Annotated in this window: 18 protein-coding genes; 6 read left to right on the forward strand and 12 right to left on the reverse strand. The window is 72.4% G+C overall.

The features are described 5' to 3' along the window. Positions 1–108 precede the first annotated feature (108 nt). A complete protein-coding gene (locus tag WME83_RS37945; protein ID WP_437314583.1) occupies positions 109–1,332 on the forward strand; it encodes a hydroxymethylglutaryl-CoA synthase family protein in 1,224 nt (407 codons plus the stop codon). A 67-nt stretch (positions 1,333–1,399) separates the two neighbouring features. On the opposite strand, the gene WME83_RS37950 is transcribed toward WME83_RS37945, so the two are convergent. After that, positions 1,400–1,822: a hypothetical protein gene (locus WME83_RS37950; protein WP_437314584.1), complete on the reverse strand. Its 423-nt coding sequence runs from the start codon at positions 1,820–1,822 to the stop codon at positions 1,400–1,402. Between the two features lie 500 nt (positions 1,823–2,322). Here WME83_RS37950 and WME83_RS37955 point away from each other — a divergent pair, with 500 nt between their 5' ends. Continuing rightward, positions 2,323–5,967, forward strand: a complete 3,645-nt coding sequence (locus WME83_RS37955; RefSeq protein WP_437314585.1) for a DNRLRE domain-containing protein — start codon at positions 2,323–2,325, stop codon at positions 5,965–5,967. A 28-nt stretch (positions 5,968–5,995) separates the two neighbouring features. Here the strand turns inward: WME83_RS37955 and WME83_RS37960 are convergent, their stop codons facing one another. The 6 genes from WME83_RS37960 to WME83_RS37985 all read right to left on the reverse strand — a co-directional run bounded on the left by WME83_RS37960 (position 5,996) and on the right by WME83_RS37985 (position 14,291). Beyond that, positions 5,996–7,465 carry an NCS1 family nucleobase:cation symporter-1 gene (locus WME83_RS37960; protein WP_437314586.1) on the reverse strand — a complete coding sequence of 490 codons (1,470 nt, stop codon included), beginning with the start codon at positions 7,463–7,465 and terminating at the stop codon, positions 5,996–5,998. 84 nt (positions 7,466–7,549) lie between these two features. Further along, positions 7,550–8,938 (reverse strand): NAD-dependent dihydropyrimidine dehydrogenase subunit PreA, encoded by a 1,389-nt coding sequence (gene preA / locus WME83_RS37965; protein ID WP_437314587.1) that lies wholly within the window; start codon positions 8,936–8,938, stop codon positions 7,550–7,552. A 3-nt stretch (positions 8,939–8,941) separates the two neighbouring features. Further along, a complete protein-coding gene (locus tag WME83_RS37970) occupies positions 8,942–10,351 on the reverse strand; it encodes an FAD-dependent oxidoreductase (RefSeq protein WP_437314588.1) in 1,410 nt (469 codons plus the stop codon). A gap of 31 nt (positions 10,352–10,382) precedes the next feature. Then, positions 10,383–11,786, reverse strand: a complete 1,404-nt coding sequence (hydA, locus tag WME83_RS37975) for a dihydropyrimidinase (RefSeq protein WP_437314589.1) — start codon at positions 11,784–11,786, stop codon at positions 10,383–10,385. Positions 11,787–11,970: 184 nt separating this feature from the next. Further along, positions 11,971–12,843: a nitrilase-related carbon-nitrogen hydrolase gene (locus WME83_RS37980; protein WP_437314590.1), complete on the reverse strand. Its 873-nt coding sequence runs from the start codon at positions 12,841–12,843 to the stop codon at positions 11,971–11,973. Next, entirely contained in the window at positions 12,843–14,291 is a 1,449-nt protein-coding gene (locus WME83_RS37985; RefSeq protein ID WP_437314591.1) for a CoA-acylating methylmalonate-semialdehyde dehydrogenase, read from the reverse strand. The genes WME83_RS37980 and WME83_RS37985 overlap by 1 nt, the downstream gene beginning before the upstream one ends. Before the next feature lie 599 nt (positions 14,292–14,890). Between WME83_RS37985 and WME83_RS37990 the strand changes: the two genes are divergently transcribed. Further along, positions 14,891–15,319 carry a hypothetical protein gene (locus WME83_RS37990; protein WP_148314236.1) on the forward strand — a complete coding sequence of 143 codons (429 nt, stop codon included), beginning with the start codon at positions 14,891–14,893 and terminating at the stop codon, positions 15,317–15,319. An 89-nt stretch (positions 15,320–15,408) separates the two neighbouring features. After that, complete coding sequence (locus tag WME83_RS37995; protein ID WP_437314592.1) at positions 15,409–17,730, forward strand: Rv1355c family protein; 2,322 nt, start codon at positions 15,409–15,411, stop codon at positions 17,728–17,730. A 27-nt stretch (positions 17,731–17,757) separates the two neighbouring features. On the opposite strand, the gene WME83_RS38000 is transcribed toward WME83_RS37995, so the two are convergent. Together WME83_RS38000 and WME83_RS38005 are read right to left on the reverse strand one after the other, a co-directional pair. Beyond that, complete coding sequence (locus WME83_RS38000; protein ID WP_020739469.1) at positions 17,758–18,138, reverse strand: STAS/SEC14 domain-containing protein; 381 nt, start codon at positions 18,136–18,138, stop codon at positions 17,758–17,760. Between the two features lie 120 nt (positions 18,139–18,258). Next, positions 18,259–20,406, reverse strand: coding sequence for a hypothetical protein (locus WME83_RS38005; RefSeq protein ID WP_437314593.1), 2,148 nt, complete (start codon positions 20,404–20,406; stop codon positions 18,259–18,261). 390 nt (positions 20,407–20,796) lie between these two features. Between WME83_RS38005 and WME83_RS38010 the strand changes: the two genes are divergently transcribed. Continuing rightward, positions 20,797–21,582 (forward strand): TerC family protein, encoded by a 786-nt coding sequence (locus WME83_RS38010; RefSeq protein WP_437314594.1) that lies wholly within the window; start codon positions 20,797–20,799, stop codon positions 21,580–21,582. 214 nt (positions 21,583–21,796) lie between these two features. Next, on the forward strand, positions 21,797–22,210 hold the full coding sequence (locus tag WME83_RS38015) for a response regulator (RefSeq protein ID WP_437314595.1): 414 nt from the start codon (positions 21,797–21,799) through the stop codon (positions 22,208–22,210). Between the two features lie 75 nt (positions 22,211–22,285). Here the strand turns inward: WME83_RS38015 and WME83_RS38020 are convergent, their stop codons facing one another. The 3 genes from WME83_RS38020 to WME83_RS38030 form a co-directional block, all read right to left on the reverse strand. Further along, the gene (locus tag WME83_RS38020) at positions 22,286–24,400 is read right to left on the reverse strand and encodes an alpha/beta fold hydrolase (protein WP_437314596.1); all 2,115 of its coding nucleotides are present in this window, start codon (positions 24,398–24,400) and stop codon (positions 22,286–22,288) included. A 189-nt stretch (positions 24,401–24,589) separates the two neighbouring features. After that, entirely contained in the window at positions 24,590–25,348 is a 759-nt protein-coding gene (locus WME83_RS38025) for a ferritin-like domain-containing protein (RefSeq protein ID WP_437314597.1), read from the reverse strand. Further along, positions 25,345–26,544 carry a hypothetical protein gene (locus WME83_RS38030; RefSeq protein WP_437314598.1) on the reverse strand — a complete coding sequence of 400 codons (1,200 nt, stop codon included), beginning with the start codon at positions 26,542–26,544 and terminating at the stop codon, positions 25,345–25,347. The genes WME83_RS38025 and WME83_RS38030 overlap by 4 nt, the downstream gene beginning before the upstream one ends. Between the last annotated feature and the right edge of the window lie 135 nt (positions 26,545–26,679).

Here is a 26,679-nt window from a genome sequence, read left to right on the forward strand (position 1 = left end):
GCGGCGCCCCGCTGGCGCCATAATGCAACGCGCCATAACCTACGCCGCTCCTCCGAGCTTCCGCGCGGGCTCGATGGTCTCTGCACAATGCGCCCCTAGGATGCAGGCATGAGCCTACGTCATGACTTTCCTCCCATCGGCATCGATGCGATCGCCCTCGCCGTCCCTCGCCGCTACGTCGAGCTCAGCGAGCTCGCCGAGGCCCGGGGCGTCGCGCCGTCCAAGTACCTGACCGGCCTGGGCACCCGCCGGATGGCGATCGCGGCGCCGGAGGAGGATCCGATCACCCTCGGGGCCAACGCGGCCCGCCGCCTGTTCCAGCGCTCGGGCGCGAGCCCCGCGGACATCGGGCTCTGCGTCGTGGGCACCGAGACCGCCGTGGACCACTCGAAGCCGGCGGCCTCCTTCCTCCACGGCCTGCTCGGGCTGCCCAGCGCGTGCCGGGTCTTCGAGGCCAAGCACGCCTGCTTCGGGGGTACCGCCGGCCTGCTCAACGCGGTGGACTGGATCGCGTCCGGCTCGGCCCGCGGCCGCGCCGCCCTCGTCGTCTGCTCGGACGTGGCGCGCTACGCGCTCGGCTCGGCGGGCGAGCCGACCCAGGGCGCCGGCGCCGTGGCGCTGCTCGTGCGCGAGCGCCCGCGCCTCGTCGAGATCGAGGTCGGCCGGACCGGCACCTACGCGCGCGACGTCTACGACTTCTGGCGGCCGCTCCACCACAAGGAGGCGCTCGTCGACGGCCACTTCTCGGTGCAGTGCTACCTCGACGCCCTCGCCGGGGCGTACGCCGAGTGGCGCCGCGTCGCGGGCGACGGCGAGCCGCTCGCGCGCACCTGCTACCACGTCCCCTACGGCAAGATGGCCCGCAAGGCCCACCGCCACCGGCGGATGATGGACGGCCTGACCGAGCAGGCCGCCGACGAGAGCTTCGCCGTCGAGGTGGAGCCGTCGCTCGATCTGCCGGCGCGCATCGGCAACATCTACACGGGCTCGCTGTACCTGGCGCTCGCGTCCCTGCTCAACGCGGAGGCCCGCGCCCTGCAGGGGCGGCGCATCGGGCTGTTCAGCTACGGGTCGGGCTGCTGCGCCGAGTTCTTCGCGGGCAGGGTCCGGCCGGAGGCCGCCGCGCTCGTGGCCGACCTCGCGATCGACGCCCCGCTCGACGGGTGCCGCCACGCCTCGGTCGCCGAGTACGAGGCGCTGCGCCAGAGCGACGAGGCCGCCGACCGGCGGCCGGCACCGGAGGACGCGGAGCGCGGGGGCGCGAGCCTGGACCGCCGGGTCGTGTACCTGGGGCTCGATTCGAGCGAGCGGCGCGTCTACGCGAACGAGTGAGCGCCGGGCGCGCGGGCGCCGAGGGCCGCCCGGCGCGCCGGGGCCGGGCGGGGACGGCTGGGGCGGCTCAGCCGGCCGGCAGGTCCGACGCCTTCACGGTGAAGAGCTCCGCCCCGCCGGCGGCCGCGACGACGACCCGCAGCGTGCCGGCGGGGACCGCCTTCTTCATGTCCGCGGCGACCGCCTGCGTGACGGGCGAGAGCGGGGCGATGATCTCGGCCAGCGCCGAGCGCGACATCAGGCCGGCCAGGACCGGCGCGCGCACGCCGGAGGCCAGGGCCGAGCGGAGCGTGCGCTCGGGCTCGAGATCCGGGTCGCGCTCCTGCAGGCCGATCGCGATGAGATAGCCTGTCGGCTCCCGCAAGGAGAGGAGATAGCCCGAGAGCGACGCCACGGCGCCGCGGCGCGAGGGAATGCGCCGCAGCAGGCGCCCGAGCTCCGGGCGGTGCTCGTCCAGCAGCTCGGCGCGCTCGTCGTGATCAGACGTCATGCGCCACCTGCCCTTTCGCCCCGAGGGCGGTCGTGGGGAGATCGCGATTCAACCGGATTTCCGTCGCTGCGAGTTTCATGACCCTGTGCCTCCAGCGAGGGCTCGTGCCCTCGCTGTTGTTTGTTCCGGTCACCCCGCCGCGCGTGCCACGGAATCAGACACGGCGCCGCGGCGCCGCAGCTCCGGCGCGAGGCGCCGCCCCGCAGCGAGGCGCCCGTCCGCGGCCCCGCCGGCGGCCGGCCCACGGGGCCATGGCCGGCCAGTGGCCAGGAGCGCGCGGCGAAGGGGCCATCGACTCGGCCCGGATCGACCGAGCGCGCGAGGCGTCGACGGCTTGCGAGCGTCCACGGCCGTGGGGCGCGGTCCTTGCGAGCGTGCGCCGCGGCTCGCTGCCCTGCCGCGCGGAGCGCTCCGGCGCCCGGTGCGCGCGCGCGAGGGAGCGCCAGCCAGATGGGGAGATCCAGCGTATGGGATATCGAATGGGGCGGGTGGGACGGGTGATGGCTGCAGCCGCCATGGTGGGGGGCTGCGCCTCCACCGAGGCGCCGCAAGGCCCTTCATCGTCCGTCGACGGCGCGGCGGCGGCGCCCGCGGCGCCCGACGCGGCGGCGCCCGCGGCGCTCGACGCGGCGGCGCGCGCGCGCCTGCGGGCGGCGTACATCGCTGCCGTGCAGTCGAGCGCGCCCGAGAGCTACAGGGTCGTCGAGGCGCCCTCGAAGGGGAAGGCGCCCGGGCTGCGCGCGCCGAACCCGGCGCACCGGCTCACGGCCGACTTCAGCGCGTCGGGCGTGCGGATCGCGCCCGAGGAGGGCGAGGGGCGGTGGAGCTTCTCGATGGCCCCGGCGCGCTACGGGTGCGCGGGCGATCTGCGCGCGGTGGCGAGCGCCGCGCCGCGCGCCGCGAACAACCGCGTGGAGCTCCGCCGGCAGGGCGCGTCGCCGGGCGAGGAGCTCGTGGAGTGGTACGTGAACGGGCCGCTCGGGCTGGAGCAGGGCTTCACCGTGGCGGCGGCGCCGCCCTGCCGCGCGCCGGGGGATCACGACCTCGTGATCGAGCTCGCCCTGGGCGGCGACCTCCGCGCGGCGCCGCTCGGCGGCGGCGAGGGGGTCGCGCTGCGCGACGCCTCGGGCGCGGTGGCGCTCCGGTACACGGATCTCCACGCCACCGACGCCGCGGGGCGGGCGCTGCCCGCGTGGATGGAGCTCGGCGCCGACGAGCGCGCGCTGTCGCTGCGCGTGGACACCGCCGGGGCCGCGTACCCGATCACGGTCGATCCCCTCGCCGCCTCGCAGCGGACGGCGCTCATCGCGGTCGACGGCGCGAGCCAGATCCACCTCGGCGGCGAGGCGATCGCCATGTCCGGCGACACCGCGGTCGTCGGGGCGCCCGGGAGCGCGTACGTGTTCGTGAAGAGCGGCGGCGGCGCCTGGGCGCAGCAGGCCAAGCTGGTCCCGAGCGACGGGGGCGCCGGCGGCTCCTTCGGGCGCTCCGTCGCGGTCTCGGCGGACACGATCGTGGTCGGCGCGCCCTGGGGCACCGGAGGCGCCGGCGCCGCCTACGTCTTCGTGCGGAGCGGGGGCGCGTGGTCCGAGCAGGCCAAGCTCGTGGCGAGCGGCGGGACGGCGAACCCCATCGGCGAGGCCGTCGCGGTCGACGGCGACCGGGCCGCGCTCTCGGCCGAGAGCTCGGTCTACGTGTTCTCGCGGAGCGGCGGCGCCTGGAGCGAGGAGATCGAGCTCGCCCCCCCGGCCGGCGAGAACGCCTGGGAGACGCCGCCCGTCGCGATCGAGGGCGGCACGGTGGTCGTGGGCTCGCCGGGGAACGCGTGGTGGCTGGAGCACGACGGCTTGGGCGCCGCGTTCGTGTTCGACGCGAGCGACTGGAGCGCCCCGCACAAGCTCGTGGCGGACCCGCCGGAGGCGCTGTACGACCGCTTCGGCAGCTCGGTCGCGATCTCGGGCGCGCGCATCCTCGTGGGCGCGCCGGGCGTCCTCAGCCCGCCGATGCCCTGGTACCAGCTCGGGCGGGGCCTGGCCTACGTGTTCGACCGCGCGGGGGGCGGCTGGCGCCGGGATTCCCGGCTGATCGCGACCGACGGCAGGACCGGCGACGGCCTGGGCGAAGCGGTGGCGATCTCCGGCGACATGGCGGTGGCCGGCGCGCTGCTGGCCGACCGCCTCGATCAGCCGGACGCGGGGGCCGCGTACGTGTTCTCGCCGGCGGCCGGCGAGTGGATCGAGATCGAGCGGGCCAAGCTCACCGGCAGCGGCCCGATCGGCGGCGGCTTCGGCAAGGCCGTCGCCGTGTCGGGGAGCTCGGTCCTGGTCGGCTCCCCCGCCTATGCGATCGAGGTCGCGCAGGACGGCGACGGGGACGGGGTGGTCGACGCGCAGGACAACTGCCCTGCCGCCGCGAACCCGTCGCAGGTGGACGGCGACGCCGACGGCCTCGGCGACGCGTGCGACCCGCGGTGCGTGACGATCCGCCGCGGCCTCGGCGGCGCGGTGGCCGACGCGACGATCTGGCAGGTCTCGCCCGGCTGGAACGACGGCGCGAGCACCACGCTCACGACGGGCACCGGCACGGGCGGCGTCCGGCGGAGCCTGCTCCGGTTCGACCTCGCCGGCATCCCCGCGAGCGCGGAGATCGCCTCGGCGACGCTGTCCCTCTATCAGACCTACAAGATCGAGAGCAGCGCCGTGCGCGTCCACCGGGCCACCGCGCCCTGGTCGGAGTCGACCGTCACGTGGGGCAATTTCGGCGGCGGCGGCCACTTCGATCCGGCGGTCGAGGCCTCCTTCGTCACCGGCGGTGCCGGCGGCACCACCGGCTTCCGCAACGTCGACGTGACCGCGCTCGCGCAGGCCTGGGTGAGCGGCGCGCAGGGCAACCACGGCGTGCTGCTCGAGGAGGACGCGGTCACCCGGAGCACCCTGCGGAGCAGCGAGAGCGCGAGCGCCGCGGAGCGGCCGGCGCTCACGGTCTGCTACCACGACACGTGCGAGGACGGGATCCGCAACGGCGCCGAGTCCGGCGTGGACTGCGGGGGCCCGAGCTGCGCGCCGTGCGCGCCCGGCGCCGTCCTCTGGAGCAGGCTCTTCGTCAACGGCTGGAACGAGGGGATGCGGGCGTACACGGTCACGGTCGGCGGCGGGGACAGCGTGATCTTCGGCGGCTACGGCTACGGCCCGATCGACTTCGCCGGGCAGGGCGAGCCGACGTCGTTCGAGCTGTTCACCACGAGCTTCCTCGTGAAGCTCGACGCCGCGGGGAGCTACGTGTGGGACCGGCGCCCGGCCGGTGACAGCATCTTTTTGGGCGTCGCCGAGTCGGGGTCCGGCCAGGTGCTCGCGGTCTCGAACGTCGGGCTGCGGCGGTTTAGCGCGTCGGGCGACCTCCTCGCGCAGATCGACGGCCTCGACCAGATCGAGGTCGCCCGCGCCGGCTCGGGCGCCGCGCTCGCGGCCGTCGTCTGGGACACGGTGGATCTCGGCACTGGCACCCTCGGCGGCGGGCCGGGCAGCGAGCTCTTGATCGCGCGTCTCGACGCGGCGGGCGCGCCGATCTGGGCCAAGACCTTCCCGACGAACGCCTACGAGAGCGGCCCCAGGAGCGTCGCCGTCGACGGCGCCGGCAACGTCGTCGTCCTCGGCAAGTACTTCGGCATCCTCGACCTCGGCGGCGGGCCGCTCACGAGCTCGCCGGTGGACGACGGCATGTACCTCGCGAAGTTCGACGCGGCCGGCCATCACGTATGGAGCCAGATCATCTCGGGCACGCCGCAGACGGGCGACGTCGCCGTGGCCCCCTCCGGCGACGTGGTCGTCGCCTTCCGCGGCGCCGTGACGCGGTTCTCCGCCGCGGGCGCGCCGCAGTGGAGCGTCGACACGACCGGCTTCGGCTCCGGAAACGACATCTACAGCGACAGCGCCGTCGCCGTCGATGCCGCCGGCAACGCGGTCATCACCCCGAACGGCACGATCGTGAAGCTCTCGCCGTCGGGCGACGTGCTGTGGTCGGCCGATCCGCTCGGCGCGGCGAGCTACGGCGGGATCGTCGATGTGGCCGTGGACAGCGGCGGCAACGTGATCGGCGCGGGCTCGTACGACAACGGGAGCGCGTACATCGTGAAGCTCGCCCCCTGACGGGCGCTCGGCCGGCGCCCTCCCCGCGTCAGCGCGCCGGCGACGCCCCGCGCGCGGCCGCAGACTCCGCCCGGCCGGCCAGCGAGAACAGCAGGTAGAGCCCTCCCGAGATGAAGAACCCCACGAACCACGCATACGTGTAGATCGAGCGCATCACCTCCGGGACGGCGTCCTTCATCGACGGGATCGCCTCGGCCAGGAAGCCGGGCAGGTTGATGAGCACGCCGATCGCGAGGGCGGCCATCGCCCGCCAGTTCACCCCGCCCTGGTACTCGTAGGCCCCGCCGCGCCGGTACAGGTCGTCCACCTCGAGCTGCGTCCTCCGGAGGAGGAAGTAATCGGCGATCAGGATCCCGCCGATCGGCCCGAGGAGCGCCGAGTAGCCGACGAGCCACGTGAAGATGTACCCCTGCGACGACTCGATGAGCTTCCACGGCAGGATCACCGCCCCGAGGACGGCGGTGATCACGCCGCCCGCACGCGCCGAGATGCGGTGGGGCGCGAGGTTGGAGAAGTCGTTGGCCGGCGAGACGACGTTGGCGGCGAGGTTCGTCGACAGCGTGGCGACCGACAGGCCCACCATCGCGAGGACCATGATGAACGCGCCGCCGATGCGGGCGAGCAGCTTCACCGGGTCCCAGATGAGCTCCCCGAAGATCACCGGCGTCGCCGAGGTGACCGCGACCCCGATGAACGAGAACAGCACCATCGTCGCCGGCAGCCCGAGCGCCTGGCCGATCGCCTGATCGCGCTGGCTGCGCGCGTACCGCGTGAAATCCGGGATGTTCAGCGAGAGCGTGGCCCAGAACCCGACCATCGCGGTGAGGCCCGGCGCGAACACGCTGAGGAGCTGCCCCTCGGGGATCTTCGACGGCTGCGACAGCATCGGGCCGAACCCGCCCGCGCGGACGTACGCCCAGCCGAGCATCGCGAGGCCCATCACGATGAGGAACGGCGCCGCCCACGTCTCGAGGAACTTGATCGACTCCGTCCCCTTCAGGATGAAATGGAGGTTGATCGCCCAGAAGACGGCGAACCCGAGGAGCTCGCCGGGGTGGATGCCGATCGCCCCCTTGAACGCCGCCGAGGTGAGCGGCGCCTCCGCCGAGGGCACGAGCGCGACGAGGAGCTGCCAGAGCGCCTGCCCGCCGAGCCACGTCTGGATGCCGAACCACCCGCAGGCGACCAGCGCGCGCAGCACCGCGGGCACGTTCGCGCCCGTCACGCCGAACGACGCGCGGGCGAACACCGGAAACGGGATGCCGTACCGGGTGCCCGCGTGGGCGTTCAGGATCATCGGCACGAGCACGATGACGTTGCCGAGCGCCACGCACGCGAGCGCCTGCTGCCAGCTCATCCCCTGATCGATGAGCCCGGAGGCCATCGTATACGTCGGGATGCAGACGGCCATCCCGATCCACAGCGCCGCGAAATGCCCGAGCTTCCAGGTGCGCGCCGCCTCCGGCGTGGGCGCGAGATCTTCGTTCGTCAGCGACATCGAGGCTCCTCCCAGCGAGCTCCGCCGGCGCGTGCGCGTTCGCGATCGTCGCGGGCTCCAGGCCGGCGGGTCGGGAGCCCGGGATCAGGAGCTCCGCGCGCGGGCGGTCGCTTCCAGCCCGCCAGGCACGAAGTCCGTCCCCTTCTGGACACGGTCGTTCCACGTCTCAGGCGGCCTGCCTGAAGGCACCTCCCTCATCGTGATGCACCCCGACACCGGGCACACCAGCGCGCACAGGTTGCAGCCGATGCACTCCTCCTCGTCCACGAACGGGACGCGCGACGGCGCGGCGGCGCCGCTCGGATCCGCCGTCACGGGGCGGTCCGGGATGACCTTCGGGATGTGGGTATGACCCGCCGCGCGCGCCTCCGCCTCGGTCCTGCCCGGCAGGTGGATGCACTGGTGCGCCCCGTCCATGCAGGCGACGTAACAGAGCTGGCAGCCGATGCACTTCTCGGCGCTGATCTCCGCGACGACGCGGTACGAGAGATCGAGCTCGCCCCACTCCTGCACCTGCGGGACCGCCCTGCCCCGGAGCTCGCTCACCGAGCTCATCCCGTGATCGTCGAGCCAGTCGCTGAGGCCCTCGATCATCTCCTCGACGATGCGGTAGCCGTAGTGCATCACCGCGGTGCACACCTGCACGCTCGTCGCGCCGAGCGCGATGAACTCGGCGGCGTCGCGGGAATTCGAGATGCCGCCGATGCCCGAGATGGGCAGCCGGCCGATCTGGGGGTGGCGCGCCAGCTGACTCAGGAGGTGGAGCGCGATCGGCTTGACCGCGGGCCCGCAGTAGCCGCCGTTCGTCGACGCGCCGCCGACCCGCGGCAGCGGGACCATCCGCTCCAGATCGACGCCCATCAGCGACTTGATCGTGTTGATCAGCGAGATCCCGTGCGCCCCGGACCGGAGCACCGCCTCGCCCGGCTCGAGGATGTCGCCGACGTTGGGCGTGAGCTTCACGATGACCGGCGTCGTCGCGAACTCGACGGCCCACCGCGCGATCTCCTGGAGGACCGCCGGCTCGTTGCCGACGGCCGAGCCCATGCCGCGCTCGCACATCCCGTGCGGGCAGCCGAAGTTGAGCTCGAGCCCGTCGGCGCCCGTGTCCTCGGCCTTGCGGATGATCTCGCGCCACTCGTCCTTCGTCTCGACCATGAGCGAGGCGATGAGCGCGTGGCCCGGGTAGCGCCGCTTGACCTCGCGCATCTCCCTGAGGTTCACGTCGAGCGGGCGGTCGGTGATGAGCTCGACGTTGTTGAGCCCCATGAGCCGCATCGTGCCGTAATCGATGCCTCCGAAGCGGCTCGACACGTTGACGATCGGGTTTCCGAGCGTTTTCCAGACGGCGCCGCCCCAGCCGGCGTCGAAGGCGCGCCGGACCTGATCGCCGGTGTTCGTCGGCGGCGCCGAGGCGAGCCAGAACGGGTTCGGGCTCTTGATCCCGGCGAAGTCGATAGAGAGGTCGGCCATCGCTCAGCTCCCTTGCGGTGCGGGCCCGGGCGCCGCGCCGCCCGCCCGCGTCATCATCGCTTCGTGCATCGCGCGCGCGGCGATCTTGGCCTCGGCGACCGCGTTGACGACCTCCTTGCCGCCGTTCACGCAGTCGCCGCCGCTGTAGACCTTCGGGTTGCCCGTGCGGTGCGTCGCCGGGTCGACCACCACGCGCCCCCGCGCGTCGAGCGAGACGCCCTCGAACGCGAGCGCCACCCGCGTCGCCCGGCTCTGCCCGATCGCGACCGCGACCAGGTCGGCCGGCACGAGTTGCCCCTCGACCGGCGCGGGCGCGGGCCCCTGCGCCTCCCGCCGCGCGTCGCTGTCCGCGCGCGCGACCCGCAGCGCGACGACCCGCCCGCCCTCGCGCACCACCTCGACCGGCACCCGGTTCTCGACGAGCCGCGCCCCGGCGACCCGCGCGCCCTCGAGCTCGTGCGCGTAGCCCGACATCTCGGCCTCGGAGCGGCGGTACACGATCGCCACGTCGACCCCGAGCAGCGCGAGCTCGTGCGCGACGTCGAGCGCCGTGTTGCCGCCGCCGACGACGGCCGCCCGCCGCACGCCCGCGAGATCGAGGCGCGGATCGGCCTTGAGCCGCTCGATGAACGCGGTCGCGCCCACCACGCCCTCGCCGTCCTCCCCGGGGATGCCGAGGCGCGCGTCGGCGCCGAGGCCGAGCCCCAGGAAGACCGCGTCGTAGCCCGCGATCAGGTCGCCTGCCGACACCTCGCCCGGCGCGGCCGCCCGCTCGACGACCGACACGCCCGTGCGGAGCTCGACGTCCCCGAGCGACAGCACCCACTCGAGCTCGCGGAGCGCCTCGTGCCCCTTCATCTTGTAGGGCGCGATCCCGAGCGTGTTCAGGCCGCCGGGGATCGACTTCTGCTCGAAGATCACGGCGCGGTGCCCCTCGAGGGCGAGGTAGCCCGCCGCGGCGATCGACGCGGGCCCCGCGCCCACGAGCGCGACGCGCTTGCCCGTGGGCGGCTTCGCCCGGAAGAGCCGCGGATCGCGCGCGAGCGCCGACTCGACCGCGTAGCGCTGGAGTCGGCCGATCGCGATCGGCTCGCGCCCCCAAGCGTTGTAGACGCAGTCGCCCGCGCAGAGCACCTCGACCGGGCACGCCTGCCCGCACGACTGGCCGAGCAGGTTGGCCGTGAGGATGGTGCGGGCGGCGCCCTTCACCTGGCCCGTCGCGATCTTCCGGATGAAGCTCGGGATATCGATGGCGGTCGGGCACGCCCTGACGCAGGGCGCGTCGACGCAGTAAAGACACCGGTTCGCCTCGGCGATCGCCTCGGCCTCGGTGTAGCGCGGGCTCTTGTCCTCGAATCGCTCTTCGATCCGGCCGGACGGGAGGGGAGAGGGGCGGCTTGGGTCTTGGCTCATGCTCGTGCTCGCGCGCTCCGGCGGCCTCGGCTCACGCGGCCCGTGAGCCCTGGGTCGGGCCGAGCCGCCGCGGCAGGTAGCGCCCGGCGCCGCGCTCCACGTCGAGCTTACCGTCCGCGTACTGAACCCGGCCGTTCACGATGACATGCGTCGGCCTCCCCTTCACCTCGAACCCCTCGAAGATGCTCCGGTCGCACCGGTGGTGGTGGGTCTTCGCGGAGATCGTGCTCGTCCCCTTCGGGTCGAAGACCACGAGATCCGCGTCGCCGCCGGGCACGATCGAGCCCTTGCGCGGGTACAGCCCGAAGATCTTGGCCGGCTGCGTGGAGACGAGATCGACGAAGCGGTGGACGTCGATCCGCCCCTCGAGCACCCCGTAGGTCCAGAGGAGGGCGAGCCGGTTCTCGATGCCGGCGGCGCCGTTCGGGATCTTCGAGAAATCGTCCTTGCCCATGTCCTTCTGGCCGACCTGGTTGAAGGGGCAGTGGTCGGTCGCCACGGTCTGGATGAGCCCCGTCGAGAGCGCGGCCCACAGCGCGTCCTGGTGCCCTTTCGGCCGGATCGGCGGGCTCATCACGTACGCCGCGCCCTCGAAGTTCGGCTTGTCGTAGACCGAGTCGTCGAGCAGGAGGTACTGGGGGCACGTCTCGGCCATGACCACCTGGCCCCGGCTGCGCGCCTCGGCGACCGCGGCGAGCGCCTCCTTGCAGGTGAGGTGGACGATGTAGATCGGCTCGCCGATCATCCGGGCGAGCATGATCGCGCGCCCCGTCGCCTCGCCCTCGATCGGCGCGGGGCGGCTCTCCGCGTGGTGCCGCGGGTGGGTCTTGCCCTCCCTGAGCAGCCGCTTCTGGAGCGCGACGACCGCGTCGCCGTGCTCGGCGTGGACGGTGACGAGCGCGCCGAGGCCCTTGGCCGCCTCCATCACGTGGATGAGCTCCGGATCGTCGACGCCGATGGCCCCGCGGTAGGCCATGAAGGTCTTGAACGACGGGATGCCGTGCTCGCGCGTGCAGACCGCCATCTCCTTGAGCGTCTCGTCGCCGAACCAGGTGACGGCCATGTGAAAGGCGTAATCGGCCACCGCCTTCTTCGCCTTCTCGTGCCACATCGCGAGCCCGTCGAGCAGCGATTGCCCGCGGCTCGGGATCACGAAATCGATGATCGACGTCGTGCCCCCGGCGACGCCCGCCGCGGTGCCGGTCTCGAAGTCGTCCGAGCTCTCCGTCCCCATGAACGGCAGCTCCATGTGCACGTGGGCGTCGACCCCGCCCGGGAAGACGAGCTGCCCCGAGGCGTCGATCACCGTGTCTCCCGCGCGCTCCTTCGCGAGCCCCGCGCCGACCGCGGCGATCTTCCCGTCCTCGCAGTAGACGTCGCCGACGAACCGGTCGCTCGCTGTGATGATCTCGCCGTTCTTGATCAGGATGCCCATGTTGCTTCTCCGCGGGTGCGCGCCGGGCGGCGGGTCCCCTCCGGGGGGCGGCGCCGCCGTGGCGAGGGAAACGCCGGGGGAGCGTGCCGTCCGCGACCAGCGCCCCGGCGCTGCTGGTGGCGTCGCGGTGGACTTCGCACGGCCCGGCTAGCGATCTCCGTCGCCTCGCCGGCGCCCATGCGCCTCAAGGCAGCTGCTTCGTGAGCTCACCGTAGCTCTCGGGCCGGCGATCGCGGTAGAACTGCCATGTCCTCCGGACCTCCTCGATCATGTCGAGGTTCATCTCGGCGACCACGAGCTCGTCCTGGTCCTCGCTCCCGGTCGCGAGGAAGGCGCCCCTCGGGTCGCAGAAGTAGCTCGTGCCGTAGAACTTGCCGATGTTCCACGGCGCCTCGGTGCCGACGCGGTTCGAGGCGGCGATGAAGTAGCCGTTGGCCACCGCGTGCGCGGGCTGCTCCAGCTTCCAGAGGTACTGGGAGAGCCCGGCGACCGTCGCCGACGGGTTCCACACGATCTCGGCGCCGTTCAGGCCGAGCAGCCGCGCCCCCTCCGGGAAGTGGCGATCGTAGCAGATGTACACGCCGATCCGCGCATACCGCGTCTGGAACGTGGGATAGCCGAGGTTTCCCGGCTTGAAGAAGAACTTCTCCCAGAACCCGTTCGTGTGCGGGATATGGGTCTTCCGGTACTTGCCGAGGTACGTCCCGTCGGCGTCCACCACGGCCGCGGTGTTGTAGTAGACGCCCGCCATCTCCCGCTCGTAGATGGGGATGATCATCACCATCTTGTACTTCTTGGCGTAGGCGGCGAGCCGCTCGACCGTCGGGCCCGGGACGGGCTCGGCCACGTCGCACCATTTCGCGTCCTGCGAAGGGCAGAAATAAGGCGTGTTGAAGACCTCCTGCAAACAGAGGATCTGCACCCCCTTCTTCCCCGCCTCGTCGATGAGCGGGAGGTGCTTCTCGAACATCGCGTCCCGGATCGAGAGCACCGAGGCGCCCTCGTCCAGGGCCGGGGTCGAGCACTGGATCAGCCCGCCAAGTACGTTTCGTGCCATCAGAACCACCTCGTGATGACGACCTTGCGCTCGGTGTAGAAGTCGATGGCGGTCGGGCCGTGCGCCTTCAGGTCGCCGAAGAAGCTGCCCTTCTGGCCGCCGAAGGGGAAGAAGGCCATCGGCGCCGCGACGCCGATGTTCACGCCGACCATCCCGGCCGTGACGCGGTGCTGGAACTCGCGCGCGGCGCCGCCGCTCGACGTGAAGATCGACGCCGCATTGCCGTACTCGCTCCGGTTCGCGATCGCGATCGCCTCGTCGAGGTCGCGCGCGCGCATCAGGCAGGCGACCGGGCCGAAGATCTCCTCGGTCGCGATCACCATCCCCGGCTTCACGTCGTCGAAGACCGTGGGCCCGACCCAGTTGCCGTTCGGATACCCCTCGACCCGCGCGTCCCGGCCGTCCAGGAGGAGCGTCGCCCCCTCCGACACGCCCTTGTCGATGTACGAGATCACCCGGTCGCGGTGCGCCGCCGAGATCACCGGGCCCATGGTCACGCCCTGCTTCGACCCGTCGCCCAGCACGATCGCCCTCGCGTAGCGGACGAGCCCCTCGCGCACGGCCTCGTAGGTGTCGCCGACGCACACCACCACGCTGCCGGCCAGGCAGCGCTGGCCCGAGCAGCCGAAGATCGACTCGGCCACGTTGCCGATCGTCTTCAGCCGCTCGGCGTCCGGCATCACCACGAGGAAGTTCTTCGCCCCGCCGAGCGCCTGGACCCGCTTGCCCGCCTCCGCCGCGCTCTTGTACACGTGGCGCGCGACCGTCGACGAGCCGACGAACGACACGCCCGCGATGTCCCGGTGCGCGCAGAGGGCGTTCACGACGTCGCGGCCGCCGTGGACCAGGTTCACGACCCCGGGCGGCAGCCCGACCTCCTGCATCAGCTCGAAGATGCGCTGCTGCGAGAGCGGGACCTGCTCCGAGGGCTTGAGGACGAAGGTGTTCCCCGTGGCGATCGCGTAGGGCAGAAACCAGAGCGGGACCATCGGAGGGAAGTTGAACGGCGTGATCGCCGCGAACACGCCGAGCGGCTGGCGGACCGTGTGGCAGTCGATCCCGGACGCCACGTCCCCGAGGCCCTGCCCCATCATCAGCGACGGGATGCCGGCCGCGTGCTCGACGTTCTCGATGCCGCGGCCGAAATCGTTCCTCGCCTCGGCCAGCGTCTTGCCGTGCTCGGAGGTGCAGATCGCCGCGATCTCGTCGCGGTGGGCGTCGAAGACCTCGCGCAGCTTGAAGAGGTAGCGCGCCCGCTGCACCGGCGGCGTCGCGCTCCAGCCGGGGAACGCCGCCTGCGCCGCCTTCACCGCCGCGTCGACGTCCGCCGCGGTCCCGAGCGGGACCTTTGCTAGAGATTCCCCGGTGGCCGGGTTCTTCACCTCGAGGTGCTTCGTCCCCGAAGAGCGAGACCAGGCGCCGCCCACGAAGTTTTCCAGCACGCGCATCGCGAAACACCTTTCCCCCGGCGAGGTGGTCACATTGACATCCGCAGCAGGCCGGGCGCCGGCCCTGTCCGCTGGACAATACAACCCACCGATCGAGCGCTACATGCGGTGGGGGTCCTCCGTCAAGCCTCGCTGCGACGCCGCATGCGCCGGAGCCGCTGAGAGAAAGACCGTCCACGCACATTCCGTAGTATAGACCACAGCGTGGCTGACAGGCCCCCGGTGCAACTGCCCAGCAGCACGTCATGAAATCCTTTGGAAACAACTCGGGTACGCCCTGGTCATGCCGCGCGTCACGCCGCGCGATGGCGGGCGGTCGCCCCGCTCGGGCGGCGTCATCGACCGCGTTCCCGAGGCCGAGCCGGCCCGACGCCGCGGGCGCGGCGCGCGGCCCGGCCCCCCGCGCCGCATGGCGCCACCACCGCGTCGAAAGTCGCCGCCGAGCGTTGCTGCGTCGATCGAACCGTCCTAGGTGCAACGCCATGGATCTCGCGACCCCTCGCCCCATCGCCGGCCGCGCGGCGGCCCCAGCGGACGCTGCCGCGATCTGGCGGCTCGGCGACGCGACGACGTAAGCTCTGCGAGCGCTCGGTGAGACGATGACCCTACCCACCATGCTGTTCGACACGACGGAGCACGTGCTCATCGCCGTCCACGGCAGGGAACCGCCGAGCGACGAGGACTGGGAGCTCTACATGCAGACGGTGCTGGCGCTCCCGCCCACCTGCTCCAAAACGCTGGTGGTGACCGCGGGGGGCGGCCCCAATGCAAAGCAGCGCGCGTCGGTCAACGATTTCGTAAGCAATCACACACTCACTGTGGCGATCTGCACCGATGCGCTGCTCGTCCGGCAGATCACGACAGCGCTCAGCTGGTTCAACCCGCGGGTGAGGTCGTTCCGGGGCAACGACATCGCGGGCGCCCTGCGCTACCTCGAGGTCAGCGGGCCCGAGGCCGCCACGGTGCACCACAAGGTCGCCCGGATGCGGCTCGAGATCGAGGGCCGGGCGCCCCGCACGCCGCGCTGATCGGGGGCCGCCGCGGGCCGCCGCGGGCCGCGGCGGCGGCGCGGGCCGGCGCCGCGACGCGCCGGGAGAGACCTGGTACCACGGTGGCCATGACCAGCTGGCAAGCGCTCCTCTCCTCCCCGCAGCGACGAGACGCAGAATCGACCGAGTGGCGGCCGCGCCTCTTCCGGCCGGCGCGCGAGGCGGACGCCGAGGCGCTCGGGCGCCTGCTCCGCGACGACGCGCGCGTCCGCGTCTTCGACGCGATCGACCGGCAGCTCGCGGATCTGGTCAAGACGCGGCACCCGAGCCGCACCCTCGGTGAGCGCGAGATCGCGCGGCTCGTCGAGGAGCACCTCGGCGGCGCCCCGCGGGAGGCGTACGGCGTCTGGGTCCACTACCCGTGGTCGCACCGCCTCGTGCACCTGCTCGATGAGGCCGAGTTCGTCGAGCTCCGGACCAACCGCAACAAGTACAAGATCAGCGCCGAAGAGCAGGAGACGCTCGCGCGCCGGCGGATCGGCGTCGTCGGGCTCTCCGTCGGCCAGTCCGTGGCGCTCACCATCGCGCTCGAGCGGAGCGCCGGCGAGCTGCGCATCGCCGACTTCGACCACCTCGAGCTCTCGAACATGAACCGGATCCGGACCGGCGTGCACAACCTCGACGTGCCCAAGGCGGTCGCCACCGCGCGCGACATCGCCGAGCTCGACCCGTTCTTCAAAGTAACGTGCCTTTCCGAAGGGGTCACTCCGGACAACATGGATCGCTTCCTCCTCGGAGGGGGCGAGGGCGAGGGCAAGCTCGATATCGTCGTGGAGGAGTGCGACAGCCTCGATATCAAGCTGGAGATCCGCTACCGGGCGCGCGCCCACCGCATACCGGTCGTGATGGACACGAGCGACCGGGGGCTCATCGACGTCGAGCGCTTCGACCTGGAGCCGGACCGGCCGATCCTCCACGGGCTCGTCGGCGACCTCCGGCCCGAGCGCATCCGCGGCCTGTCGACCGAGGACAAGGTGCCTTATGTGATGCAGATCATCGGGCAGGACACGCTCTCCGCGCGGTTCGGCGCCACGCTCATCGAGGTGCAGCAGACGGTGAGCACGTGGCCGCAGCTCGGCTCGGCGGTCGTCCACGGCGGGGCCGCGGCCGCGGACACGGCGCGCCGGATCGCCCTGGGGGAGCCGGTGCGGTCGGGCCGGTACTTCGTCGACCTGGAGCAGCTCATCGGCGGCCCCGAGGGCGACCCGGCCGCGCCGCCCGCGCCCGCGCCGCCCACGCCGCGCCGCCCGGCGCAGGCCCCCGCGGCGCTCGAGCTCCCGCGCGGCGGGGAGGCCGGCGCCGTCGCGCTCGACCCCGAGCGGCTCCGGCGGCTCGTCGGGGCGGGGATCGCGGCGCCCTCGGGCGGCAACTGCCAGCCCTGGCTCTGGGTCTACGAGGCGCGCCGCCTCGGGCTGTTCCACGACCGGGCCCGCTCCGAGTCGCTCGCCGATTTCCGAGGGGCGGGCGGCGTGGTCGCGCTCGGCGCGGCCGCCGAGAACGTCGTCCTCGCCGCCCACCGCGAGGGGCTCTCGGTGCGCCTCTCGCCGTTCCCGCTGGGCGGCGAGGACCTCGCGGCGACGTTCGACTTCTTCGACGCGCCGGTGAGCGGCGCGGAGGACCACGCGATGGATCCCCTCGCGGACGCCATCGGGCTCCGGCACACGAACCGGCGCCCCGGCGCGCGGGCGCCGCTCGCGGACGAGCACCGGGCCGCCCTCGCCGCGGCGGTCCGGTCCGTCCCGGGGGCGCACCTCCAGCTGCTCGAGTCGGCGGCGGCGCTCGACGAGATCGCCGCGCTCATCGGCGCGGGCGATCGCGTCCGGCTGCTCGCGCGGGGCACGCACGCCGACCTGATGAAGGAGATCCGCTGGACCGAGGCGGAGGCGGCGGCGCGCCGCGACGGCATCTTCGTCGGCTCGTTCGAGCTCTCGCCCTCCGATCTCGCGGGGTTCACGATGTGCCGGGACTTCCGCAAGATGGAGCTCGTGCGGCGCTGGGGCGGCGGCCGGGCGCTGGAGAAGACGGCGCGCAAGGCGATCGCCGGCGCGATGGCCGTCGCGCTGATCACGATGCCGCGCGCCGGGCTCGCGGACTACTTCCAGGGCGGCCGGGCGGTCGAGCGGGCGTGGCTCACCGCCGCGCAGCGGGGGATCGCCGTCTACCCGATGGCGACGCTGCCGTACCTGTTCGCGCGCCTGATCCGAGGCGGCGGCGAGGGGCTGGACGCGGAGACCGCGGCGGTCGCGCGGGAGCTCCGGGAGCGGTACGTCCGGCTGTTCGACGTCACCGACGCGACGGCGGAGATCCTGCTGTTCCGCCTCTCGCTCGCGGGCCCGCCGTCGACGCGCGCGCTCCGCCGCCCCCTCGAGGACGTGCTCGTCGCGCGCTGACCCGGGCCGCCCCGGCGGCCGCGCGCCTCACGGCGCGGCGCGGTCGCCGAGGAGCCAGGCGCGCGCGGCGCCCTCGTCCTTGAAGACCCGCACGAGGTCCGCGGTGCCCGCCTCCCGGGCGATGCGGGCCGCCTGCAGCGCGGCGAGGTCGCTCTGGACGAGCTCGGCGGTCCGGATCACCCCCAGCGCGGCCGAGGTCGCGCCGATGTCGCGGAGGAGCTCCGTCGCCTCCTCGGAGGCGATGGAGAACCCCCGGAAATCCACGAGGACGCGGATCCTCCGGCCGCAGAGCGAGCCGAGCGCCCTCCTGTACTCGGCGGCGTACGCGTGCGCCTCCTCCGCGCGCACGACACCTTGCAACGTGACCTCGATGAGGGCGTTGATCCTGTCGATCTTGATACGGTACATGCCGCCTCGTGGGGGAGCTACGACCGTAGCGCGGTGTCGCGGCGGAGCCAGCTCGCCGGCGCAGCGCTCGCCTCGCGCCAGCCTCGCGCTCGCCTCGCCTGGCCCTGAGTCCGGCCGCGGCTAGCGCTGCACCTGCTTCGGCTCGGTGAGCTGGTAGACATGCTCGGCGAACGCCGGGACGAGCTCCCGGGCGACGATCCACAGCCGCCCTTCGCCGAGGTCGTTCAGGGCGGCGGGCCCGTCGTAGCTGAGCCTGCCGCGCTCGCCGAAGTAGATGAACGACGGCCGATCGTGGCTCCGGAACCAGCCGCACGCGGCGTCGATCAGCGGGGCGAAGGCGGCGTCCCCGCCGGGGCGCATGGGGACGAGGCGGACCGAGTCGAGCAGCCGGAAGAGGTTCGTGCCGAGCTCGCCGAGCTCGAGGACGGCGGCCGCCACCGCCTCGCCGCGCTCGCGCGCGATGAAGACCGCGCGCTCCCGCTGGAGGCCGGCGCTGCGCCAGCGCTCGACGCAGGGGCCCATCGCGAGCCTGCCCGGCACGAGATCGAGCGCCTCCGCGTACGGGCGCGGCGACGTCGCGCACAGGTGGCCGAGCAGCGCCGCCTGCTCCGACGGGGTCGCCTCGCCGACCTCGATCGGCGCGCCGTCCGCCCCGGAGGGCCCTCGGGGCAGCGCCGGGACGTCGACGCCCATCAGGCGGAACGGGAGCGAGAGCGCGAGCCCCGTCGCCTCGTGCCTGCGGGCGAAGTCGAAGAACGACCGCTCGTTCCACGAGACGTGCGCCTCGGCGTAGACGATGACCCACCGGCACTCCGGGTCGGCCAGCGCGTACTCGCAGCAGCGCGTGAAGATGTCGCGGAGCACCTGCCGGGAGCTCAGGTTGGAGGCGCTCTTGGGCCTCTTCGCGAGCTGATGAAACATCCACGTGCCGTGGTAAGGCTTCATCACCGAGAAATTGCCCTCGATGCCGTGCTCGGAGAGGCAGGTGACGTTGTGCAGGAGGTGCGGCACCGCCGCGGCCCGCTGCGCCATCCGCATGAAGCTCGGCCGCATGGCCTCGAAGTTCTCCGGCCGCCGCCCGGAGAGGTTGAAGTAGCCCGACGAGGCGAAGAGGTCCCAGAACTCCGCCTGCCAGGCCGTCCCCCCGTAGGTGGTCGCGTGCAGGATGCGGGACACGAGCCGCAGCCAGCGCCGCTCGTCCTCGCGCTTCGCGGCGACGACCCGCACGGCGCAGAGCTGCCCGGCGCCGCCCTCGGCCGCGGACACCGACCGCACCTCGCCCTTCAGGTGGATCACCCCGTCGTCGCCGTCCGGGAGCTCCAGCGCGAGCTTGAGCCGCGGATCGAGCGGCGGCTGGCCTTCGCGGACCGCGAGCCGCAGGCTCGAGAACGACACGTCGACCACCTCGGCCACGACCGGCGGCAGGTGGAGCCAGTCCGGGTGCAGGAAGCGCGCGGCGAGCTCGACCTCGACGCCCCGCTCGTGGAGGCTCTGCCGGAGGCGCTCCACGCGCGCCGGCAGCGCGGACACGATCTCGCCCGGGCGCACCTGCTCCGCCCGGATGTTGAACCGGAAGACGGAGCTGTGCCCGGCGATCTCGACCGCGGAGGCCTCGCTCCAGCCCTCGATGCCGAACCAGCGGACCGTCCCGACCCCCACCTCGCTGAGCATCACGCACAGGGACGGCGCGCTCCCGGCGGCGCGGCGGACGATGCCCTTCTTGCGCAGGAGGACGCTCAGGATGTCGCGCACCCGCCGCGGGTCGTCGATCACCTCGCGCACCTGCCCGGCCTCGGCGGCCGAGGACCGGAAGAGGCTCGAGGCCGCGGCCTTCGCCGCGCCGTCCTCGACGAGGGCGCGCAGCGCCTCGCGGATCTGGCCGGCCGCGCGCGCCGAGACCTCCTGGAACGAGAGCCCGATGAGCGGGCCCCGGAGGCCCATCGACTGCAGCACCAGGAGGGCGGGGATCGGGCCGATCTCGTCGCCGCGGAAGGACAGGCGCACGAAGACCACGCTGCCGAAGGGGAACGACGTCTGATAATCCGGCTCGATCCAGGCGCCCATCGCGCCGAGCAGGACGACCGGGTAGCTCGGCTCGAGCCCGTCGATGCGCAGCCGGACCTCGTCGCCGTCGAGCCAGCACGCCTCCGGCGCCTCGAGCGGCGGCTCGCCCTGCAAGAGCGCTCGCCCGAGCGACAGCCCGTCAGCGCCGCCGCGGGCAGCCCAGCCCCCCTCCTGCCCGAATCCGATCTTCGGAACCAGCGTCACGAGGTCTTCCCCCCCTCCATGAGACTACCTGTTGCAGGTGGAGAACAGACGACCACGCCGCTTCGCCGGTGTGGCGAAAAGACACAGCGCCCCGCGGAGAGCTCGCCAACACCCCTCAGGAGCTCGCCTGGAAGCCGGGAAGGAGGCAGATCCACTTGATCGTACTTCCATATCATCTGTACCGGATCGCAACATCCTGCGTCAAGCGCCGGCCCTTTCACGTCACGTCATGCCATGCCGCGCACGCGCGAGCGCCACGCCGCGCGCCGCCCCGCGCCCTGAACGCGAGGGCAAGCTCGCCCTGGATCCAGCCGGGGAGCGGCCATCGAGGGACGACGTCGCGGGCGTTCGCGCCGCGTCATGCTACAAAGGGCCACCCCGATGCCCGACATGAGCGCCTTTCTGCACGCCGACGGCTGGATCACGCTCGCGACGCTCAGCGCGCTGGAAATCGTTCTCGGAATCGACAACATCGTCTTCCTTTCCATCATGACGGCGAAGCTGCCGCCCGAGCAGCAGCCGCTCGCGCGCCGCATCGGCCTCCTGCTCGCCCTCGGGATGCGGCTGCTCCTCCTGCTCGCGATCTCGTGGGTCATGGGGCTCAAGGCGACCCTGTTCACCCTGTTCGGACACGGCTTCAGCGGTCGTGACCTGATCCTGCTCGGCGGCGGCGTGTTCCTGATCGGCAAGGCGACCCACGAGATGTTCGACAAGCTCGAGGTCGAAGAGTCCAAGGACGCGCCGTCGAAGGGCAAGTCGTCGTTCCCTTCCGTCATCGCGCAGATCGTGGTGCTCGACATCGTCTTTTCGCTCGACTCGGTCATCACCGCCGTCGGCATGGCGCAGCACATCTCGATCATGATGGTGGCCATGTTCATCGCGGTGGGCGTGATGCTCGTCTTCGCCGGCAAGATCGGCGCGTTCATCCACCGCCACCCGAGCATGAAGATCCTCGCGCTGAGCTTCCTGCTCCTCATCGGCGTCGTGCTGGTGGCCGACGGCATGGGTCAGCACATCAGCAAGGGCTACATCTACTTCGCCATGGCGTTCTCGCTCGGCGTCGAGCTCATCAACATGCGCCTCCGGCTGCGCCAGAAGCCCGTCCAGCTGCACACGCGGAGGGGGAGCTCTCCGGACCTCTTGCAGGCGCCCGGGCAGGCTCCTCCTGGCGGCTGAGGCCGCGCGGGGTCGTCGGCGGGGGCGCCGGCGCGAGGGCGGAGATCGGGGTCGCCGGAGCGAGCTCCGGGAGAGCCTGTAAACAATTCGCACAGATGCCGTGTCCGAGGGTAGACGGCGAGAGCGGCCGGTCCCAGAAGTGACACCGGAGTTCTCCACCGAGGTGAGCGTGAGCGACGAGCAGGGAGACGCAGGACGGGGAAGGCGGCGGCGCGTGGTCGTCGTCGACGACGACGACGCGATCGTCGAGACGCTGGAAGAGGTGCTGCTGGCGGAGGGCTATGACGTCGAGGGGTACACCGACCCCCTGGAGGCCCTGGAGCGGCTGCGCTCCCAGGCGCTGCCGGACGTCATCATCCTCGACTGCGTGATGCCGTTTTTGGACGGGCCGCGCCTCCTGGAGACGCTCGCGGCCGAGGGGAGATTGGTGCCGGTCGTGCTCGTGACCGCGCTCAGCGATCCCGGCTTCTGCATCGACCCGGACCACCCGGACGCGACGAGGATCATCAACAAGCCGTTCGACCTGGAGCAGCTGCTGGAGACGCTCGACGACCTCTCGAGCGCGCCGCCGGTGAGCGGGCCCGGGTCGCGGCGGCGGCCGCGGGCCTCGTCGACGCAGCAGACGTAGCGGCGCGGCGGCGCTCGCCGGCGCGGCGGCGTCCCCCGCGGCGCGCGGCGCCGACGCGCCTCGGCAGGCGGGGGATCAGGGCCGGGGGAGCGCCGCGGCGAGGCCGTGGACGACCTCGGCGCCGACGGGGACGGTGAGGCTGGCCCCCTGGAAGTCGCCGCCGATCGGCTCGTAGGAGCCGCCGAGGCACTGGGCGAGGAAGGTCTCCGCGATCGCGTTGAACGACATGGAGTTCTCCGGGCGGGCGAAGCCGTGGCCCTCGTCGGGGTACAGCACGTAGGTCACCGGGATACCCTTGCTCGTCATCGCCTTGACGATCTGATCGCTCTCGGCCTGCTTCACGCGCGGGTCGTTGGCGCCCTGGCCGATGAGCAGCGGCCGCTTGATCTGGTCGGCGCGGTAGAGCGGCGAGCGCAGGCGCAGGAGCTCGCGGCCCGCCTCGGTGCGGGGGTCGCCGACCCGCTTGGCGAAGAGCTCGAGCATCGGCGCCCAGTAGGGCGGGATCGACTCGAGCAGGGTCACGAGGTTCGACGGGCCGACGATGTCGACGCCGCAGGCGAAGGCCTCGGGCGTGAAGGTGAGGCCGACGAGCGTCGCGTAGCCGCCGTAGCTGCCGCCCATGATCGCCACGCGCTCCTTGTCGGCGATGCCCTGCGCGACCGACCAGGCCACCGCGTCGAGCAGGTCGTCGTGCATCTTGCCCGCCCACTCCAGGTCGCCCGCGTTGACGAACCTCTTGCCGAAGCCCGTCGAGCCGCGGAAGTTGGGGCTCAGCACGGCGTAGCCGCGGTTCGCGAGCCACTGGTGCATCGGATCGAGGCGGAAGGAGCTGCGCGCCCAGGGGCCGCCGTGGACGAGGAGCACCGTCGAGAGCGGCTTGTCCGGCTTGCCGTCCCCGTCGGGGTCGGCGGCGCGCGGCAGCGACAGGTAGCTCACGAGCTCGAGGCCGTCGCGCGCCTTGATGACGACGGGCCGCATCTTCACGAGCGGCTGCGCCTCGAGCGCCGTCCGGTTCGTGAAGAGGAACGTCGCCTTCTTCGAGGGGCGATCGTAGAGGTAGTACCGGACCGGGCCGTCGGAGACGACGTAACCGACGGTCCACCGCTTGTCGTCGAGCGAGCGGCTCAGCACCTCGAGGTCGCCGTCGGCGACCGCGCGGAGGGCGTCGAGGTCCGCCTGGAGGCTCTTGTCGATCACGTGCCAGCGCTTGCGCTCGTGCTCGGAGGAGGCCGCCTGCACCTTGCCGGTCGCCGGGTGGACGATCACCCCGCTGACGTCGGCCTTCGCGTCCTCGGCGAGCACCGCCGGCTTCGCGGTCCTCGGGTCGAGGGTGACGAGCGCGGCGGTGTCGCGGCCGCGGCTGTCCCGGAAATAGAGCGTCTTGCCGGTCGCGTCGAAGCCGATCGGCCCGCTGGTCGCGGCGTCCTCGTGCCCGAACGCGACGAACGGCTTCGGCTCCTTGCCGGTGATGTCGAGGAGCTCCTGGCCCCCGTCGGCCGTCATCCGCAGCGCCAGCCGCGCCTTGAAGTCGTCGTCGGCGACGAACCCCGCGAACCCGTCGTTCTGCCGCACGAGCTTGCGCTCGCCGGTGCGGACGGAGACGCGGTAGAGGTCGTGGTGCTTCTTGTCCCGATCGTTCATGCCGATCAGGATCTCGTCCGGGATCTTCTTGCTCACCGCCTCGAACGTCGCGGAGATGCCCTCGAACGGCGTGAGGTCCTTGATCTGCCCCGTCTTGAGCTCGACGGCGTAGATATGCCAGTTCTCGTCGCCGCCCTTGTCCTGGCGGTAGAGGACGTAATCGCTCGCGTACGGGAACAGGAAGGTGCGCACGCCGCGGGTCTTTTCCTTCGTGACCGGCTTGGCCGCCGATGGATCCGAGGCCGGGCCGACCCACAGGTTGAGCACGCCCTCGGAGGGGGCGAGGAACCCGAGCCGCTGGCCATCCGGGCTGATCTCGGGAGACGCGCGATCGGGGTTGCCGAAGAGGACGCGCCGGGGGAGGAGCGTCGCGTCGGCGCGCGGCGCGGCCTTCGCCGGCGCGGCAGGGGCCGCGGCGGCCGGGGCTGCCGGGGCCGGCGCGGCGGCCTGCTGGGGCGGCGCGGGCGCCGGCGCGGGAGCGCCGCCGCAGGCGAGCGGCGCGAGGAGGGGCAGCAGGAACAGCGATCGGAGCTTCTGGGGCAGGTCCATGGATTCACCCGAGGCGCGGAGCCATCGGCGGCATTCCGCATGCGCCGCGCCCGCGCCCGAGGGTCATAGCGAGATCGCCGGGGCAGGTCTATGGCCGCCGCGCGGGCTGCGCGCCTCGGGGCGGCGCCCGATCGCCCGGCCCGTGGGGCGCGCCGGGCGGCTCGCTGCGGCGCCGTGGTGGCCGGCGCGTCAGGCGGCTTGCTGCGGCGTCGTGGCGGCGGGCGCGCCGCGCGCGTCGAGCGCGAGCTTGCAGGACAGCCACCCGCGCACGAGCTCGAGGTGGCGCGCCTCGTGCTGCTCGGCCACGCGGAACTCGGCGGCCATGTCGTCCTGGCCGTACGCGGTCGCCAGATCGATGAGCATGCGCCAGCTGTCGTTGTCCGTGAGCTCGGCGACGAGCAGCGCCTGCAGGCTCTGTCCGAAGTCGATCCTCGGCTCGACGGCGACCGCGAGCACGCCGGCCGACGCCAGGCCGATCATGTCGGCGCTGGGCGTCATCGCGGTCGGATCGGCCCCGAGCCGCTCGATCGCGCGCTTCAGCAGCGCGAAGTGCCGGAGCTCGTCGTCGCGGATCGCCTCGAGGTCGGCGCGCGTCGGGCCCCCCTCGAAGCCCCCCTCCGCGTCGTACTTGGCGATCAGCGCCTCGTAGAGGCGCGTTCCCGAGCGCTCGAACTGGAGGCGCTCGCCGAGCTTGTCGATGAGGAGCGCCGGCGGCCTGCCCTGGATGAGCTCCCCGGCCGCCTTGACCACGCCCTTGAGGCTCACCGGCGGCGGCACGCTCCCGACCGTGCCCGACCCCCGCGCGTACTCGCTCCTGACCGCCGCGGCGTCGGCCTCGCTCCCGGGGGAGCTCGGCGGGATCGCCTGCGAGAGCTCGATGAGCTCCTTGCTGTCGATGGGCGAGGTCGCGATGCCCGTGGTGTTGGTCCCGATCGTGATCTGCTTCATGGCGTCGCCTCCTTCTGTCCGTCGATCGCCTCGGCGCGCCGCGAGAGCTCGGTGCCGGGCATGAACCGGTAGCCCGCGGCCACGATCTCGGAGGGCGAGCCGGCGGAGTTCATCTGCTGCCGATAAGCGAGCGTCGCGGCGCTCTCCGGGATGACGGTCGGGTCGACGATGTGCTCGCCGACGGCGCGGAGGTGCACCTCCCGGGAGAGCACGTCGCGCACGAACTGGCGGTGGCTCTTGTGGGAGACCGGGGCCGGCAGCGAGGCCGGGAGGATCTCGGCCGCGTCGCGCCCCTCGAGCCGGTTGAAATGGTCGATGGCCACGTGGAGCTGCCCGAGCTCGTAATCGAGGAACCGCTCCCAGATCCGCTTGAGGTGGGCGTTCTGCTCTTGCTGGAGGCAGCTCCAGTAGTTGTAGACCTCGTTGGCCTCGTGCAGGACCCACTTCTCGAGCCAGGTCTCCTCGGGGTTGATCATCGCCTCGTACTGGGTGACGTGCTGCTCCTCGATCGAGGCGATCTCGGCGTAGAGCAGCCGCGCCACCGGGTCGGCGAAGAACGGCCCGACGTTGACGTAATAGTTGTGGGTCTGCTGCTCGGCGGCCATGATCGTGAGCGCGTTGAGCTTCGTGATCGGGCTCGCGGTCTTGCGGTCGTACGGCGCGCGCACGTCGTCCTCGGGGGCGCGGTGCTCCACCGCGGTGGGGCGACCCACGGTCACGTCGGTGTACGATTGCAGGATGTTGTTCGCGTCCTTGCCTTCCAGGCGATCGAGGAGCGCCGAGTAGCGGTAGAGGTGGTCGTAGTCCTCGAGCATGCCGAAGCGGTAGACCTGCGCGAGGTACGGGTCGGGCTCCGACAGGGCGGCGTGCGCGGTGATCTCGATGGCGACCTGCTCGTATCCGATGGTGGTCTCGAGCGGCGACTGGTCCGGCGGGTTGAGCCAGTTCACCAGCGTGACCTGGTGGTGGTCGACGCGCCGCACCTCTGCGAGCACGCGGCGGAGATCCCGGTTCATGCGCGCGAAGCTGTGCAGGAACCGCACGCTCTCGAGCTCGATGCCGTTCATCAGGATGATGCGGACCCGGGTGAACGCGTCGTCGTCGAGCTTGCTGTACGGCACCTGGACGAGATCGCGCCAGTTGAACGACTGGCGGTCGAGCGGTATCCCCCGCTCTTTCAGGATATCGAGAGCCATGTTGCCCCTCCTCGCGCGTCGCGCGTCGCGCTCGTGCGCCGATGAGCGACGGCTGCGGCGGTACCTGAGGCCGCCCTCGCCGGAGCGCAAGGATGGGCGGACCCCGAGGGGCCGGGCCCCTCCGGGCGATCCTGC

Source organism: Sorangium sp. So ce385 (genome assembly GCF_051474135.1).
Lineage (GTDB): Bacteria > Myxococcota_A > Polyangia > Polyangiales > Polyangiaceae > Sorangium > Sorangium cellulosum_D.

What these genes read in the sequence shown, in the direction of transcription:
- WME83_RS37945 (WP_437314583.1), top strand. Translation starts at nt 109, where the DNA reads ATGAGCCTACGTCATGACTTTCCTCCCATCGGCATCGATGCGATCGCC.
- WME83_RS37950 (WP_437314584.1), bottom strand. Translation starts at nt 1,822, where the DNA reads ATGACGTCTGATCACGACGAGCGCGCCGAGCTGCTGGACGAGCACCGC.
- WME83_RS37955 (WP_437314585.1), top strand. Translation starts at nt 2,323, where the DNA reads ATGGCTGCAGCCGCCATGGTGGGGGGCTGCGCCTCCACCGAGGCGCCG.
- WME83_RS37960 (WP_437314586.1), bottom strand. Translation starts at nt 7,465, where the DNA reads ATGTCGCTGACGAACGAAGATCTCGCGCCCACGCCGGAGGCGGCGCGC.
- preA (WP_437314587.1), bottom strand. Translation starts at nt 8,938, where the DNA reads ATGGCCGACCTCTCTATCGACTTCGCCGGGATCAAGAGCCCGAACCCG.
- WME83_RS37970 (WP_437314588.1), bottom strand. Translation starts at nt 10,351, where the DNA reads ATGAGCCAAGACCCAAGCCGCCCCTCTCCCCTCCCGTCCGGCCGGATC.
- hydA (WP_437314589.1), bottom strand. Translation starts at nt 11,786, where the DNA reads ATGGGCATCCTGATCAAGAACGGCGAGATCATCACAGCGAGCGACCGG.
- WME83_RS37980 (WP_437314590.1), bottom strand. Translation starts at nt 12,843, where the DNA reads ATGGCACGAAACGTACTTGGCGGGCTGATCCAGTGCTCGACCCCGGCC.
- WME83_RS37985 (WP_437314591.1), bottom strand. Translation starts at nt 14,291, where the DNA reads ATGCGCGTGCTGGAAAACTTCGTGGGCGGCGCCTGGTCTCGCTCTTCG.
- WME83_RS37990 (WP_148314236.1), top strand. Translation starts at nt 14,891, where the DNA reads ATGACCCTACCCACCATGCTGTTCGACACGACGGAGCACGTGCTCATC.
- WME83_RS37995 (WP_437314592.1), top strand. Translation starts at nt 15,409, where the DNA reads ATGACCAGCTGGCAAGCGCTCCTCTCCTCCCCGCAGCGACGAGACGCA.
- WME83_RS38000 (WP_020739469.1), bottom strand. Translation starts at nt 18,138, where the DNA reads ATGTACCGTATCAAGATCGACAGGATCAACGCCCTCATCGAGGTCACG.
- WME83_RS38010 (WP_437314594.1), top strand. Translation starts at nt 20,797, where the DNA reads ATGAGCGCCTTTCTGCACGCCGACGGCTGGATCACGCTCGCGACGCTC.
- WME83_RS38020 (WP_437314596.1), bottom strand. Translation starts at nt 24,400, where the DNA reads ATGGACCTGCCCCAGAAGCTCCGATCGCTGTTCCTGCTGCCCCTCCTC.
- WME83_RS38025 (WP_437314597.1), bottom strand. Translation starts at nt 25,348, where the DNA reads ATGAAGCAGATCACGATCGGGACCAACACCACGGGCATCGCGACCTCG.
- WME83_RS38030 (WP_437314598.1), bottom strand. Translation starts at nt 26,544, where the DNA reads ATGGCTCTCGATATCCTGAAAGAGCGGGGGATACCGCTCGACCGCCAG.